Raw genomic sequence first — 15530 nt, forward strand, 5'->3', positions numbered from 1 at the left:
TTGACATGTTGAAATATTTGAAACTGTTTCTTTTTAGATGTCAGATTGTTTTTTATCATAATACAAGAATTACATAAAAATAGAAATGGAGAGAAAGTCAATGGAAATTAGCACAGTAACATTAGCAACAGTCGGAGAAGTGGTGCCATTATTTAATGCATATCGTGAATTTTATGGTCAACAATCCGACTTAAAACAAGCAGAGCACTTTCTAACGGAGCGTTTAGAGAAGAAAGAATCGATTATTTTTCTAGCTTATGTAAATGAACAGCCAGTTGGGTTTGTTCAGTTATATCCTATTTTTTCATCTGTAGCGATGAAGAAGGCATTTATTTTAAACGATTTATATGTGGCTGAACATGCCAGGAAACAAGGAGTAGCACAGGGTTTATTTGAACAGTGTTATTCGTACTGTATGAAGGAAGATGCTCGTTATATTGCTTTAGAAACAGCGACGGATAACATCAATGCACAAAAGCTCTATGAAAAGCTGGGAATGCACATAGATCATGGAGTATTTCACTATATCAAATATTGGTAATAGGGGGCAGGGCGGAAAAATGACTATTAAACAATTAACAACACAAGAAGAATGGGTTGAAGCATATGCCATAATGGTTCAACTCCGCACAGAATTGACGTTAGAAAATTATCTTCAATTATTAGAAGAAATGATGAAGGCTGGGTATGGCTTGTTTGCATTATACAAAAACAAGGAAATGGTTGCAGTAGCCGGTGTAAGTTGGCGCATTAACTTTTACAATAAACGTCATATTTTTGTTTATGATTTAGTAACGCATGAGGCTTATCGTTCGTGTGGCTATGGTGAGAAATTATTAGCATATATTCATCAGTGGGGTAAAGAAAACGGCGCACACTATATTGCTTTAGAGTCAGGAGTTCAAAGAAATAATGCACACCGCTTTTATGAGGAGCGATTAGGATATGAAAAATGGTGTTATTCTTTTCGCAAAGAATTGTGATTGCTTATTTTAAATTGAACGAAATCTGAATATAGAATGAATCGGCGACTAGTATAGTTCTAGTCGCATTTTTGGGGGAGAAATCGTTAAATGAATCTTGATATTAAGTCTGCTGTTTAATATGCTTAACATGAAGAAGGACAACAGTATTGACTACTTGCGATCTTCGTACATCAATTTGCGCAATTGGAGCGTAAACCGGCGGAAAAGCGTGAGTTAGCGGCGGACCAGGAGAGTTTACCGGCGGAAAAGCGTGAGTTAGCGGCGGAATAGGAGAGTTTACCGGCGGAAAAGCGTGAGTTAGCGGCGGAATAGGAGAGTTTACCGGCGGAAAAGCGTGAGTTAGCGGCGGACCAGGAGAGTTTGCCGGCGGAAAAGCGTGAGTTTAGCGGCGGAAAAGCAAGAGTTAGTGGCGCAACAGGAACGAAAACCGATGGAAAAGCAGTAACCACCGGCGAAATTCGAACATCAACTAGTGAGAAGAATCTTTTTACAAGTGCTAGTCATTCTACATGTAAAGCTTCATAAAACAGGAGGGAAAATCATGGTTATGGAAAGTGCAATAAATGCAATTATTCAGGTCATTTTATTTTCACTTATACCGTTTGTTTGGTGGTTTTTTACAGCGAAAAAGGAACTATCATTTTTAAAATGGCTCGGCATCAAAAAGCCTGTCATTGAAAACAAAGTTACTTATTTTGCGTGGTTTCTAGTCATTATTGTTTTAATGTTCGTACCAATTAATACAATTATCTATTTCTATATAGACAGTTCATTATTAGCTTCAAATCGTTTTGCAGGACTTGGTTTTTCAGCGCTCGTACCAGCACTATTCTATGCAATTGTACAAACAGGGTTATCAGAGGAGCTGTTTTTCCGAGGTTTTTTAATGAAAAGATTCATGCATAAGTTTGGTTTTCAAATAGGGAATATCATGCAAAGTTTACTATTTGGCACAATACATGGGTTGATGCTGTTTTCTTTTATTCCTTTTGGAGGTGTTGTGTTAGTGGTTATGGCTACTGCGTTGGCAGGTTATTTAATGGGTTGGATCAATGAACAAAAATCCAATGGCTCCATAATAACGAGCTGGGGCATACATGGCATGACCAATCTGATTGCCTCCGTTGTCGCAATGTTTAATGTGCTCTAAAGACCAGACCCAATTTGCATTAAATCGATTTCGATTGCATAATAGCTAGAGGTGTTTGAATGAAATTGATTGAGAACATTGCAAAAGGATGCTTAATTGTTGGTTTTTTATTACTTGGAGGGCGTATTCTCACTGCAATATGCCATTATTATAATATAGCATTTACGACTTTTTTTGTTGATTATCATGTCGTTTCACTAGCTATACTATTAATAGGTATTTTAGGAATTGAGATACTCAATAGACGTAAAAGGAAAGGACGAGCATAAATGACAGAGTGGCCAAAGGGAGTAGCGAAGCCTGCTATACGTGCATTAAATGCGGCGGGATATACTCAATTAGAACAGCTGGAAAAGGTTGATTTATCAACATTAAAAAAATTACATGGGATGGGACCAAAAGCGCTAGCGGCCATTGAAACAACACTGAATGAAAGTAGGAAGAACAGTGAATAAGCTGTCATTATTTTTGTTGGTAATGGTCGTCTATTATATTTTTGTTGTTTTCGTTATTAGCAAGCTATTTATTATCCCTATCATGAAGTTTATGGCACTTGTATTCTTCCTGGGAGCAGGCTTTATTTTTTCTCGAAAGATCCGAAAGAGATTACAATAGGAGGAGTTATGAAAATCGTAAAACTTAGTATATTTTATTTGATCATTATCATGCTTGCAATAGCGCTATCACTAGCAGGAGTTCGTTTATCCTTGTCACTTGGTATTTTTGCGCTAGTTGCTGTCGCTATGGTTTACAGATATATACATATTTTATACCGCACAAATAATATGAAGTTAGTTGATGTACTAGTAAAAGATCGCAAGAAAGACCCCTTTTTTGCCTACCTTTTTGCAGTTGCTTACGGTACAAAAGAAGACCAGTTACGTTCACTAGATGTAGTCATTGCAAAGTATAAGCAGCCCGCTATGAAGTATAATTATCAATTTTTGAAGGCAATTATGGAAAATAATTTAGAGGAAGCTAAGGATGCGGCTGATAAAATAAATAAAGAACCTTTAACAAGCTATGCAAAATGTTATATCGCCGCACTTGAGGGGCGAACAACAGATATGCGAAGTGAACAGCTTACTCAGCCTTGGATGCAGCCTGCCGTTGAAGCGGTTTATGCGCATAAAATGAAAAATGAAAAAGCCTTTCAGCAATTTGGCCAAGAAAGTATAGAAGTGGCTCGAGGTGTACAAAAATATGCGTTAATACATACGTTTGAAGAGATGAAAAAGGATATGTAAAAATTTTGGCTACTTGATGCTATTTGTGTCAGGTAGTTTTTCTTTTTATATTTGGCTAGTCGTTGAGGGACATGTAATATTAGGGATTAAAAGAAGTTATTTATTTGGATATTTATACCATTCGTTGTGGTATAATAACAGTAAGCATGAAACGAATATCGGAGTGAATGAAGTGAAATCGAATTTATTCCTTACAATTGTTCATAAGGGGACGAATGCCTAAGTTAGTGATTATCAAAGAGCACCGACTAGTGGAAGGTGGAGATGTCCGTCTTACAGTGGTTGATACAATTTAACTTCTTTCAGCGGGTGTCAAAGTCAATCGTGGTTCGGATAAAGAGATGAAAAAGGCTCTTTTGAAGTTGGAACTAGAAGTAATCGTTTTGTAGAGCAGAACGGTGAATGGGTCAATCTTGATAAAAGCCTAATGCTACTTATGTAGAAAAACTAAACGGAACCCTTTCTCCAATGATGAAAAATATCATCTTGGAGGAAGAACAATTGAGTAGAAAAACTGAAAATACAGCATTTCAATGTGAACATTGCGGATTTACTGTTTTACCATTAAATAATGGCAGCTTCCGAAATCATTGTCCAAATTGTTTATATTCTAAACACTTGGATATTTTACCCGGAGATAGAGCCAGTCAATGTAAAGGATTAATGAAACCTATTGGTGTAGATTATTCATCTAAAAAAGGTTATCAATTAATCCATCAATGTACTAAATGTAGGTATACGGTTCGAAATAAAGTTGCAATTAATTGCAAGCAAGAAGATCAGCTTGTTCAATTTATGCAAATGCAAACAAAATAATCGTTTCATGCAATGTAAAGACATATTAAAGATTATCGCATCTTTAATATGTCTTTTTAACATCTTGTTGTTGCCGCTTCGCTTTCGCACAGACAAAACCGTGTTGCTGACGCTACGTTAGCACTACGCTTTCGCACAAAAAACATCTGCAGGCCTAAGCACAAAGCCGATTCCGGACGCAATTATCCCAGGCATAATTGATTTCTCGCCTACGCGTTCTGTACAGCTGTAACTATTTGACCTTATTTATCTTTCTTGCCCAACGTAATACCTCGTACGATGCCTATGATAAATATAGTACTTACTACAAATAGAAATAAATAAGCATGCCATTGCTGTAAAATACGGTTATGGCCTAAAGCAACTGTTAAGTCATTGAAAAGTGAATATGTAAAGTACAATAGAATACTATTTTTGATAAGACAAAAGGTAATAATTCCGTTTTGTCGTTGGGAATGAGATAGAGTAGGCTTATTTTTTCGTAGTATAGGATAAGCTGCTTTCATCTCTAAGTAGTGTAGAAGTAAAAATAGCATGAAGCCGATAAAGGGTAAATAAAATATAGCGATTTTCGGGCCAAATTGTGCATGTTCACTCTTAAAGCTTTGTAAAATTGGTATAGATGCAGGGAGCTTATTGTATTGGATAAGCGTTGCTGTCATGCCAGCAATAAAAATGGTTGCGACTATTAGTGTAAGCTGCTTACAGAAACGCGGTGTAGGTGTTTTTTGTTGTTCAGGCATCGATTCACCTCATTTTTTTTCTTAAAAAAAGCATTCTGTTATACTGTATCATAGAATAACATCATGTGTGTCATAGAAAGAAGGATTACATGGAATACTTGTTGTTTTTAGTCATTGGAATCGCTGGAAACGTCATTGGAACGTTAGTTGGTGGCGGGGGATTAATTACCTTACCGACGATGATGTTAATGGGAGTACCCGTTCATTCAGCGATAGGGGCAAATAAGGTTTCGAATATGGTCAGTGCCTTTTCAAGCTTCTACACGATTTTTAGGAGAAAAGAATTATTATGGTCAGAAATGCGTTCTGTATTACTCGTTTCTCTAGTTGGCGGTACACTTGGCGGACTATTTGCATCGTTCATCAGTAGTCAAACACTCACACTTATTGCCATTATTTTATTAGGTTTTGCACTTATTATGTCCTTTATAGGTGGGGCTGAATTTGGAGAAAAGGAAAGTTTTACAATGAATCGCAAAAACGGCCCGATCCTTCTTGCTGTAGGTTTTTATGATGGGTTGTTCGGTCCTGGTAGCAGTACGTTGGCACTTTATACATATGCTCATGAGAAAATCTCCTATTTGAAAGCTGTAGGTTTGTCGCGTGTAGGTGTTTTTGCGATGTGCTCCGGAGCGGCTATTACGTATATTGCTACAGGTAAGATAGAATGGCCGCTGACATTAGTATTAATGATCGGTTCTGTCATTGGTGCGCAAATAGGCATTATCCTTGCAAGGAAGGTCAAGGCAAATCAAGTAAAGCTATTACTTCGTATTGTGACAATTGTACTGATACTGCAGCTTGTCTATGATTTTATCAAACCGTTATAAGGAGGCGATATTCATGTTTGAAATTACACCTTATCCATCTTTTTCGTGGTCATTGTCACGTCATAAAACGTTAACAAGCTGTGCGCGAAAATATGGCTATGAATACTATTTTTCTCATAACGGCTGGCTTAGTTACAATGTGGAGCCCTATCATCAACATGTCTATCGCTTAAAGAAGCTACAATCCATGCCGATTTTATTTGGGCAAATTGTCCATCATTTAATAGAGCAATCGATCAATGATTATTTACAAACAGGCAAGGTGCCGACTTTGGCTGAGTTAGTAAATCGTGCTCGTGGGCAACTTAATGCGGCTTTTATTGATTCTACAAGCCATGTAGATTTATGGAGACATAAGCCTAATAAATTTTATATGATGCAGGAAATTTATTATGTAGGGAAGCTAAATCCTGAACTTATACAAGACTATAAGGAGCGAATGACGGCTGTATTTGAAAACTTTCTAAACAGTGAGACGTTTCAGCAAATTACTGCACAAAAAAGCTCCCTACGAATCGGTGAGCCTGAACAATTTCGCTCCATGAAAATTGAAGGTATTCAGGTTTTCGTGGTAATGGATTTTCATTATTATGATGAAATAGCTGACAAGTGGATTATTATCGACTGGAAGACAGGCGGAGAGTCTGATGATGATCGCCAGCAATTAGCACTCTATGCTTACTATGTTCAGCAGAAATACCGTGTAGCTCTTGAGCAGATTGATGTCTATAATGAATATTTACTGACTGGTAAACGAAAAAAATATTCATTTACTGCATTTGATATGGACAATATTTTACATACGTTTCAGCGGAGTGTGCTGGAAATGAAAAAATATCAAGCCGATATTTTCTCAAATGAACCAGTGGACGTTGAGAATTTTGAACAAACCCTTGATAAATGGCACTGCAAAGGGTGTAATTTTAAAGAATTATGTGCTCAGAAATGAGTTGGAAAATGGAGTAGGAGACCAAAAAGAGACGATTTAAAAATTTTCGGTGACCTAATTGCACTTGAATTATTTTAATATTCCATAAGAATGATGAAGTGCATGAAAGCTAATTTTCATAGTCCTGCTTTAGGAGGGAGAACGCCTTACTAGAACTACTGAATAAAGATTAACAGAAGGAAGATAATATTTAATGACAAATCTAATGTATGCATTTTGTTTAATCGTATGGGGTCTTAATTTTATTGCTGTTAAAATTCAAGGAACACCAGTAAGCTTAGAATTATCATTGACCTATAGGTTAGTTATGACTGCCATTTTATTTACTGTTCTGGTTTTGATTCTCAGACCAAAAGGGAAACCGAAAAGTAAAGATATACCATTTATCGTTGTCTTTGGTGTTTGTAACTTTGCTTTAAGCTATCTATGCTTATATTACGCAACCATATTAAGCTCAGCTGCCATTGTAACATTAATCTTTTCATTGAAAGTGATTTTGACGCCACTAGCTCTTCGATTTTTTTTAAAAGAGGAACTACATCCACGCGTTTTATTTGGGGGAGTACTAGGGGTATTTGGTGTATGCGTTTTAATTTATCCTACTTTAAGTAATTTTTCTGGCTTAGCTGATTTAAAAGGCATAATGATTGCTCTTTTAGGTACAGTACTTACAGCAATTGGTGATGCCAGTTCTGCAAGGAATGCCAAAGTAAAAATTGATCCAATCTATGCAAATGCTATTGGATTTGCTGTAGGAAGTATATTAATGTCAATCATTGTATTGCTGCAAGGGCAAAAAATTATGATTCCTATATCAATCACATATATTTCAGCTTTATTATACTTAACATTGATCGCATCTTTCCTAGCATGGCTATTTTATTTAAAGCTTGTTGAAAGAATAGGCGGTGCCAAAAGTGGCTACATGGTGGCGTTATTTCCGGTAATTGGAGGTATTGCTTCTGTTCTAATTGGTGAATCACTTCTTTCAATATATTTGGTAATCGGATGTCTATCTAGTTGTATAGGTGCTGCTATAGCTTTAGGCTTTAGAATTCCAAGAAGAATTTATACGCCTGTTGATTAGGAGAAACAGCCAAAGTTGTGAAAGCTCAACAGTGAACTTCATAGCGGTTGGCCATATATAATTTTAAGTATTTGCATGTATTGAAAAAAGGTTTCTATTTTATACAAAAAATAATAAGGTGCTGCTCGATCGTCACGAAGACAATAGAGACAGCACCCAGTTCATATTTAGTGGAAATATTTGTCGACACGCTGAAGGACTTCATCAGCAGAAAGTCCATTAGCATCAATAACAGGTCCCGCCAAAACAGGATCACTAATGCCCATAATATCTCTGTCTTGCCCAGTGATTACACAGGCATCACATTTTTTTGCATCTTCTTCAGTACGAAGTTGAATAACTTCATAACCTTTTGCCTTTAAAGCGTCTTCAACGTTTGTTAACGATTGTTCCACACCAATTATTCTAGACATTATTCTTCCACCTCCTATATGTAATGTGTCATATAGGATTGCTATTTATTCACTTAATTCGCATTTTGTTAAACATCAATGGATTATTAACAATAACTAAAAGTGATCAACAGTTATGACGGGTAAGATAAATCGCTTAAATCAAAATCAAAATCAAAAAATGGTATTTAAAAATATGGCGTCGAAATATAAGACCAAGATAGTGCTCATGATTAAAAATTCACATAACAATCTTCATCTTTGTCTGGGTCAAAATATAGAAACTCTCTTATTACGTGTTTTTCCTGTAAATATTCTTTCACTATTTCTACATCTTTACCAAAAGTAAGAAATGGCGAGCTTCCGAATCTAATTATATAGGGTCCTTCGTCAGATATAGAAGCGTATAGTATCATAGTGAAAATCGACATTCCACTTAGTCCCGTTCAGTTATTGCTTCAATGAAAAATATATAATCTAATGGATAAGGGGAGTAATGATATCTCTTTCGAATTTTATTTTTGCAATATTTAGGTAATTAGTTATTGATATCATTATGCTTAATACAAAGAGGTGAAATGAATTGTTTGAAATTAAATATGAAATCTTTGAGGATGATGTAGAAGAATTAAGAGTTATGGATATGTTGACATTTGATAAAGAATACAACCAAATTTATGGTTCTTTTACCTTAACAGTGGGAGGACACGATTTTATTCCGTACCCGCCTGATCATATCCCTTTATCAGCTAAAAGACTTTATTCTGAACTGATTCTTACTTACTTTGAATTATTAAATGAGGCTGTTACATTATTAGTTCATCACCATTATATCGCTATAAAATATATAGAAAATAACTCTACCTGGTTAGAATTGCAGGTTGAAAAAGATTGCATCAAAGTAAGTGAATTGGAATGTGAAATAGGACCTTCATGGAATAGCCTTATTTGCACAGAGGAAAAATACTTTAAAGGTGCTAAATTTGGATCCTTTCATGATATTACGATTTTAAAAGAACAGTTTGAGAATGAAGTGAAGGAAAAGACTCAAATGTTTATTGAAGAAATAAAGTGTATGAATCCAATGATAATAGAATCGAAATTTTTTAAGCGTATTTTTTATTATTCCGCTAAGATGCTTTAGTCGAGTAACCAAAAGAAAGGGGTATATCAAAAGCCATTTTACAATGACTTCTGATATACCCCAAATACCATTACTTATTGAGCAAGATATTCTTGGCCGTTAATTGTTACTTTAGAAGCGGAGATTAGCGTGTCTTTATTTGCTTCAAAATATGGGTCTAAAATTTTGTAAAATGCTTCCCATTTTTCTTGAGCTTTTTCAAAATCCCCTTTTTTATCAAGAGCTAATGCTTCTTCATAAAGTGGTTTTAATTGCTTTTTATCCGCTTCATTGACTTCAAATTCGAAGTCAGACATGTATTCTTCAAATGGTACTGGTTTGATGAACTCGCTAATAATATGATCGAATTCACCCCATAGTTTTTCAGACAACTCCGTATTTTCCTCTTTATCTGCTTTTAGAATATTTTCATAGATCGTTTTTAGTTTGGCTAAAGTTTCGGTAGGGATATCTAATTCCCAGCCTTCCATGAACTCTTCAAAAGTTTGTGGTGGATATAGTACATCTAAATATGGTTGGAGAATTTTGTAAAATTCATCCATTTTTTCAGTAGCTTTTACTTCATCACCGTTTTTATAAAGCTTTATCCATTCTGCATAAATAGCTTTAAGCTGTGTAATATCGTTTTCTTTAATAACGATATTGTTCTCTTTAAACCCGAAATCTTCTATATACTCTTCAAAAGTTTGAGGCTGCCAATTAGCCAAAATATAAGGTTTTGCAATTTTATACATTTCTTCGTGAATTTTTTCTATTTCTTCATATTTCTTTTCGATCTCTTCATCAGTCGCTTCTTTTTCTATTTCAGCGGACACTTCTTTTTCTAACTTCTTGATTTCATTAAACATTTTTTCTAATTTTGTTAAATCTTCTTTAGTTACCTCTTTAGGCAATTCTTTTTTAAAAACTTCAAACGTATAGAAGTCTGAATAACTCTCTACAACACTACCTTCTACAGAAATTTCCTGTCCTTCTACTAAGTTCATTTTTTCTAGCTGTTCGGCAGAAAATTTATAGAAACTGATAAAGTAATTTTTACCATCATTTCCTTTAAGGTTCATTCCATCGCCGTAGATGTCTTTAATTTTTCCTGTAATTTTGTGTTCAAGTTGAACAGTAATACTACTACTATCTGTTGTTTTTACTTCTTCAGCTCCTGCTGAAAGTGGTGTCAGAACAGCCATTCCTAATGTTAGTGCAGATGCAAGCATCCAAGTTCTTTTAATCGGTTTATTCATATTTATTTCTCCTTTTATTTTTAAAATTGGTTGTTACCAATAATTAGACGATTTACCATTTGAAAAAGTTCAACGTTTTAGAAAAAAAGTTGAAAAGTAAAAAAGGTGAGTGGATGAAAAGACATATTTTATGATTGGTGCTTTAATAGTTGTAGAACAAAAAAGCTTAAGCATTCTAATTTAAGTACAGACTTCATCATAAAGTCTGAGACATGACGAAATTCAGGCATTCATAGTAGAGACTTTATATTTGACAGGTGGTGTGAACATGGGAGTCGCTGAAGTATTAACAATTGTCTTGGTAGTGTTAAAGCTTACAGGTGTTATTGCATGGTCTTGGTGGTTAGTGCTATTACCAGCAATCATTTCTTTCAGTATTTACCTATTAATTTTCGTGATAAAGCTAATAACGGTCATAATTGCTGCGGTAGCCGTGAAAAAACGTAAAGAGGTGTAGTGAAAGGGGATCAAGGACATTGATTAAAGCGGTAATATTTGATTTAGATGGAACATTGTTAGATCGTGATCGTTCTGTACGTGTATTCATTGACCAACAGTACGAGCGATTAAAGCCACATCTGTCACATATTTTAAAGGAGACGTATGTTCATCGCTTTATTGAGTTAGATAATGGAGGCTACGTATGGAAAGACACAGTTTATAAGCAAATGGTTGAAGAATTTTCTATTGAGCTTTCTCCAGAAGCATTGTTAGAAGATTATTTACAACAATTTAAACATCACAGTGTTCCATTTGAAAACTTGCATAGTATGTTACACAATTTGAAAAAGCAAGGCTTCAAACTTGGCATTATTACAAATGGTTATGGGCAATTTCAATTAGACAATATACGGGCATTAGGGATTGAAGATCATTTTGACGTGATTCTTATTTCTGAATGGGAAGACATCAAAAAGCCGAATGCTGAAATATTTCATCGAGCACTATCCAAACTAGGGGTGTCAGCAAACGAAAGTATGTACATAGGGGATCATCCTTTCAATGATGTGGAAGCGGCTAAAAAAGTAGGAATGGTGGCTATTTGGAAAAGAAATGATGGATGGCAAAGTGTTGAAGCGGATTACATCATTGATCATTTAATAGAAATTCAAGACTATATTAAATCATTGAATGGATGTTAAACGTGGAACATAAACAGAATGAGGAAATGAGTATTGAAGAATTGAAAGCGGTGTTCTTTAAAATGCAGAAGGGTTTGAAACCTAAAATATCCAACAGGAGCAGACGGTGCCATCGTGTTTCGGCGGGCGCAGACATAGCCTCGCAGAGCCCGTGCCAAATGCAATTTGGATTTAGAAGTATAATATGAAATCAGGCGTGTTGATTAGGGAAAAGTAGGTTTATTATTGAGCGATAAAAGGATTTTTTGTTGCGATTTTGCTAATACTTCACATTTTAACTGATTGTAGCGTAGGGCTACTCGACTCCCGCAGGAAAGCGAGTAACCCGTAGCGGAAATCAGAGCATTTAATTAATCAGTGTGGATAAAAGTGGTTAATCAACACGCTTGATATGAAATATTGACTAGTAAACTATTTGATATAGGCGGTAGATTTAGTGAAAAAGCTTGTAATTACATATGAAATTTTTATGATTGTTTTAATCCTTATCTCAGTAGTCCTGGCACTCATGTTTGATAAACGATTTGTGATTTTTCAACAAACTATTTGGCTCATCTTCGTAGTGGATTACATTGTTCGTTTTGCACGAGCAGAAAATAAGTGGCACTATGTTAAGAAACATCCTTTAGAGTTAGTAGCTTTAATCCCTTTCGATTCCCTTTTAAGAGCAGCTAGACTCGTCCGTATATTTAAAGTTCTTCAATTGCTTGGCATTAGTTCACGTTATTTAAAACCTTTTTATGCGGTGTTAAGAACGAATGGATTAGACACAGCTTTTAAGTTTGGTGTCGCCATGTTATTTCTCATACCAATACCAATTGCTATAGTTGAACCCGCGATTGAAACCTACGCTGAGGCGTTGTGGTGGGGTTTGATTACAATTACTACTGTTGGCTACGGAGATATTGCGCCTGTTACCGTATTAGGTCGATTAATGGCTGCTGTATTACTAATGGTAGGGATTGGGATTGTCGGTATATTCACATCTGCAATGACTAATTATTTTAGTAATAAACCTAAAGATTCTCGAGATAAGCAAGTTTTGAAAGTAATTCAGTCAATTGATGAGATTGAAGACATAACAAAAGAGGATATTGAGTTTATCCAGTTATTCTTGAAAAGGAAATTATGACTATATGCAAATGAGTTAGCCATCTGAAGCGCCTACTCTTTATTTAACAGAGGTTTGTTTTCAGAAATCCATTAATTCACCTTTTAACGTTTTTTGGGTCACCTGGTTGTATGCTTATTTTAATAATATGTATCATTGTCTTTTTTCTTCTTAAAGATTACTTTGGAATGTGAAAAACGATTTGTTATATGTACATAGACTTTAGTTAGAAATTAAAAAAGAAACAAGAATCAGTATGCAGTATTATACATGCTGCATCTGATGATCTAGCCGAAAAACACTCTCGAATCAACCATGTATAAAATTCTGTATACACAATAATTCAGTTTCGTTCTTAATTGTACCTATATCATATTCCGTACTATTTTCGTCTTTGGAAAAATATGTTTCTGTCAATGAAGGATTATTTAATTTGGATACAACAAGTGCTGTTAAAGATGGCGTTAGTTTAGAGCTATTAGAAGGTCAGTAAAGATATTTCGATTCTCTAAATTTAGAAATCACTAATTTAGATTCTAATTCAGATATTTACCTAATAATTTATCTTTATTTGCTAATTGTAATGGAGTAACAACAAGCTCAACAACAAATTGGTGGGGGAAAAGTAGGAAACTTAATTCATGTGATGCTAATAAATTTGCAGCTGATTTAGCTAGTGTAGCAGTAGGTGGTGGTAGTGCTGCTCTTTTAGCAGTTTGGGTTCCAGGAATGGGATGGGCAAGTATAATTGCAGCAGGATATGCTGGTCTATTTTCATCACGTGTTTATGCAAACAATTCATATAGTACTGGAGTAATATGTAATCTTACTTGGGCAATGATTTTTGATGTGGAACCACAATAAAAAATAGCAAAATAAAAAATACTGTATATAATCTCCTTTTTAAGATAATATACAGTATTTTTATATAGCGCTACTTAATATACTAGGGATAATTATTTTTGTTTTAATACTAAATCACCTCTTTATGGAATTAAGTTTTCTGATTGATCTTTACATCGTAAGATAAACTTCGTAATTAACAATTTATTAGTACTAGATTGTTAATTACTAAACTCTTTTAGAATAAAGAATCATTGTTCCTGGAATAGTCAGGGCCATGATACAAAATAGAACACTAAGTGCTTGTGTCGAGCTAAGCGTTAAAGGTCCTAAGGAACTTGTTAGTAAAAAAAGAACGCTGATCGTACCGAATAAAACGAAATAATTAACTGTCATTGCTTTTCCAATAATTTCTTTTGCACGTTCATCCTTAGGGAAAATATGTGGTGAAAGGTATGCTAGCATTAGCTGATTTAACCCCAAAGCTAGGAGTATAATATAATTAGGAAATTCTCCCTTGAATATAGCCTCATAATTTAAAAAAATCCCCATTCCAGTTGCAAAAAGTCCAGAAGTTAAAAATGATATTTGATGTTAGTCTAAATAATGGACACAGAGAATTGGGAGTTTATAAAGTATAATAATCTTAACAATTTACTAGGAGTGTCTAAGATGACAAAACGAAAAAGTTATGACAAAGAATTTAAATTAGAGGCAGTACAATTAGTTGAAAGTGGCAAGAGGGTTGCCGAGGTTGCACGTGAGCTGGATCTTGCAGAACAGACATTACACAATTGGGTAAAGAAATTTAGTAAAGATGGCGAAGCTGCATTTGTTGGTAGTGGGAATTTAAAGCCTGAGGATAAGGAAAATAAAGAATTAGAAAAAAGAATACGTGACCTAGAAGAGGAAAATGCCATCTTAAAAAAGGCTATGGGCATCTTTGCAAAAGACCGGAAGTAGTTTACAACTTTATTCAACAACACCGACATGAATTCCGTGTGGCAAAGATGTGCGAAGTATTAGGTGTTTCAAGAAGTGGTTACTACGAGTGGTTGAACCGACCAAAGAGTAATCAAAAAGAACGGAAAGAAAAGTTAACGAGTCAAATAAAACGAGTGTATTTGGACTCAAGAAGAAATTATGGTAGTCCGAAAATACAAAACAATTGAATTCAGAAGGAGTCTCTGTATCGCAAAAAACAGTATCGCGAATTATGAAAGAAGAAGGCATTCGCTCAAAAACAGTGAAAAAATACAAAGCGACGACGAATTCAAAACATAATCTACCGGTATATCCAAATCTATTAGACCAACAATTTAAAGTAGAACGCCCTGGACAAGCGTGGGTAGCTGACATTACGTATATATGGACCAGTGAAGGTTGGCTCTATCTAGCAACGATTATGGAGTTGTTTTCAAGACGAATCATCGGTTGGGCAATGGATGAGAGAATGACAAAGGAATTAGTGATCCTCGCCTTAAAACGAGCAATCAGAACTCAGACTCCAACGCCTGAGCTCATTCATCATTCAGATCGTGGGAGCCAGTATGCGTCGAAGGAATACCAACAAGTATTACGAACTAACAAAATGATTACAAGTATGAGCAGAAAAGGAAACTGTTACGATAATGCATGTATCGAGTCATTTCATAGCGTCATCAAAAGAGAGTTAGTTTTTCATGAAAAGTATAAAACGAGAGATCAAGCCAAGAAAAGTATCATTGAATACATCGTTAGTTTTTATAACTACAAGCGTATCCATTCTTTTACAAATTATATGTCGCCCATTGCATACGAAAAGCAATATTTCAAAACTTCACAGAAAACTAAGGTCATATAATTAAACCCC

At 35.0% G+C, this 15530-nt stretch carries 18 protein-coding genes and 1 pseudogene; 15 read left to right on the forward strand and 4 right to left on the reverse strand.

The window, feature by feature from the left end; translation table 11 throughout:
• The first annotated feature begins 100 nt into the window (after positions 1-100).
• The 7 genes from AB9L17_RS09690 (at position 101) to AB9L17_RS09720 (ending at position 4199) form a co-directional block, all read left to right on the forward strand.
• Positions 101-541 (forward strand): GNAT family N-acetyltransferase, encoded by a 441-nt coding sequence (locus AB9L17_RS09690; RefSeq protein WP_068986856.1) that lies wholly within the window; start codon positions 101-103, stop codon positions 539-541.
• Between the two features lie 19 nt (positions 542-560).
• A complete protein-coding gene (locus AB9L17_RS09695; RefSeq protein WP_068986857.1) occupies positions 561-983 on the forward strand; it encodes a GNAT family N-acetyltransferase in 423 nt (140 codons plus the stop codon).
• A 544-nt stretch (positions 984-1527) separates the two neighbouring features.
• The gene (locus AB9L17_RS09700; protein WP_068986858.1) at positions 1528-2136 is read left to right on the forward strand and encodes a CPBP family intramembrane glutamic endopeptidase; all 609 of its coding nucleotides are present in this window, start codon (positions 1528-1530) and stop codon (positions 2134-2136) included.
• A gap of 59 nt (positions 2137-2195) precedes the next feature.
• Positions 2196-2405, forward strand: a complete 210-nt coding sequence (locus tag AB9L17_RS09705) for a hypothetical protein (RefSeq protein WP_068986859.1) — start codon at positions 2196-2198, stop codon at positions 2403-2405.
• On the forward strand, positions 2406-2591 hold the full coding sequence (locus tag AB9L17_RS09710; RefSeq protein WP_068986860.1) for a hypothetical protein: 186 nt from the start codon (positions 2406-2408) through the stop codon (positions 2589-2591).
• 168 nt (positions 2592-2759) lie between these two features.
• On the forward strand, positions 2760-3383 hold the full coding sequence (locus AB9L17_RS09715; protein ID WP_375200493.1) for a hypothetical protein: 624 nt from the start codon (positions 2760-2762) through the stop codon (positions 3381-3383).
• A 501-nt stretch (positions 3384-3884) separates the two neighbouring features.
• Complete coding sequence (locus AB9L17_RS09720; protein ID WP_375200494.1) at positions 3885-4199, forward strand: RNHCP domain-containing protein; 315 nt, start codon at positions 3885-3887, stop codon at positions 4197-4199.
• A 242-nt stretch (positions 4200-4441) separates the two neighbouring features.
• Here the strand turns inward: AB9L17_RS09720 and AB9L17_RS09725 are convergent, their stop codons facing one another.
• Positions 4442-4942, reverse strand: coding sequence for a hypothetical protein (locus AB9L17_RS09725; RefSeq protein ID WP_068986862.1), 501 nt, complete (start codon positions 4940-4942; stop codon positions 4442-4444).
• Positions 4943-5031: 89 nt separating this feature from the next.
• Between AB9L17_RS09725 and AB9L17_RS09730 the strand changes: the two genes are divergently transcribed.
• The 3 genes from AB9L17_RS09730 to AB9L17_RS09740 all read left to right on the forward strand — a co-directional run bounded on the left by AB9L17_RS09730 (position 5032) and on the right by AB9L17_RS09740 (position 7808).
• Positions 5032-5772 (forward strand): sulfite exporter TauE/SafE family protein, encoded by a 741-nt coding sequence (locus AB9L17_RS09730; protein WP_068986863.1) that lies wholly within the window; start codon positions 5032-5034, stop codon positions 5770-5772.
• A 13-nt stretch (positions 5773-5785) separates the two neighbouring features.
• Positions 5786-6721, forward strand: coding sequence for a PD-(D/E)XK nuclease family protein (locus tag AB9L17_RS09735; RefSeq protein WP_083227136.1), 936 nt, complete (start codon positions 5786-5788; stop codon positions 6719-6721).
• 193 nt (positions 6722-6914) lie between these two features.
• Positions 6915-7808 carry a DMT family transporter gene (locus AB9L17_RS09740; protein WP_375200495.1) on the forward strand — a complete coding sequence of 298 codons (894 nt, stop codon included), beginning with the start codon at positions 6915-6917 and terminating at the stop codon, positions 7806-7808.
• Positions 7809-7975: 167 nt separating this feature from the next.
• Here the strand turns inward: AB9L17_RS09740 and AB9L17_RS09745 are convergent, their stop codons facing one another.
• Positions 7976-8221 (reverse strand): YkuS family protein, encoded by a 246-nt coding sequence (locus tag AB9L17_RS09745; RefSeq protein ID WP_068986865.1) that lies wholly within the window; start codon positions 8219-8221, stop codon positions 7976-7978.
• A 562-nt stretch (positions 8222-8783) separates the two neighbouring features.
• On the opposite strand from AB9L17_RS09745, the gene AB9L17_RS09750 reads away from it, so the two are divergent.
• A complete protein-coding gene (locus AB9L17_RS09750) occupies positions 8784-9344 on the forward strand; it encodes a hypothetical protein (RefSeq protein ID WP_223555696.1) in 561 nt (186 codons plus the stop codon).
• 74 nt (positions 9345-9418) lie between these two features.
• On the opposite strand, the gene AB9L17_RS09755 is transcribed toward AB9L17_RS09750, so the two are convergent.
• Complete coding sequence (locus AB9L17_RS09755) at positions 9419-10582, reverse strand: hypothetical protein (protein WP_375200496.1); 1164 nt, start codon at positions 10580-10582, stop codon at positions 9419-9421.
• A 268-nt stretch (positions 10583-10850) separates the two neighbouring features.
• Here AB9L17_RS09755 and AB9L17_RS09760 point away from each other — a divergent pair, with 268 nt between their 5' ends.
• The 3 genes from AB9L17_RS09760 (at position 10851) to AB9L17_RS09770 (ending at position 12856) form a co-directional block, all read left to right on the forward strand.
• Complete coding sequence (locus AB9L17_RS09760; RefSeq protein ID WP_068986245.1) at positions 10851-11039, forward strand: transmembrane Fragile-X-F protein; 189 nt, start codon at positions 10851-10853, stop codon at positions 11037-11039.
• A gap of 19 nt (positions 11040-11058) precedes the next feature.
• Positions 11059-11724, forward strand: a complete 666-nt coding sequence (locus AB9L17_RS09765) for an HAD family hydrolase (RefSeq protein WP_068986246.1) — start codon at positions 11059-11061, stop codon at positions 11722-11724.
• 436 nt (positions 11725-12160) lie between these two features.
• Positions 12161-12856, forward strand: coding sequence for a potassium channel family protein (locus tag AB9L17_RS09770; protein ID WP_068986248.1), 696 nt, complete (start codon positions 12161-12163; stop codon positions 12854-12856).
• A 1050-nt stretch (positions 12857-13906) separates the two neighbouring features.
• Here AB9L17_RS09770 and AB9L17_RS09775 read toward each other — a convergent pair.
• Positions 13907-14143, reverse strand: coding sequence for a hypothetical protein (locus tag AB9L17_RS09775; protein WP_375200497.1), 237 nt, complete (start codon positions 14141-14143; stop codon positions 13907-13909).
• 207 nt (positions 14144-14350) lie between these two features.
• Between AB9L17_RS09775 and AB9L17_RS09780 the strand changes: the two are divergent.
• A pseudogene (locus AB9L17_RS09780) lies at positions 14351-15521 on the forward strand (IS3 family transposase).
• Positions 15522-15530: the final 9 nt, after the last annotated feature.

Source organism: Lysinibacillus sp. RS11 (assembly GCF_042019215.1).
Taxonomy (GTDB): Bacteria; Bacillota; Bacilli; order Bacillales_A; family Planococcaceae; genus Lysinibacillus; species Lysinibacillus xylanilyticus_A.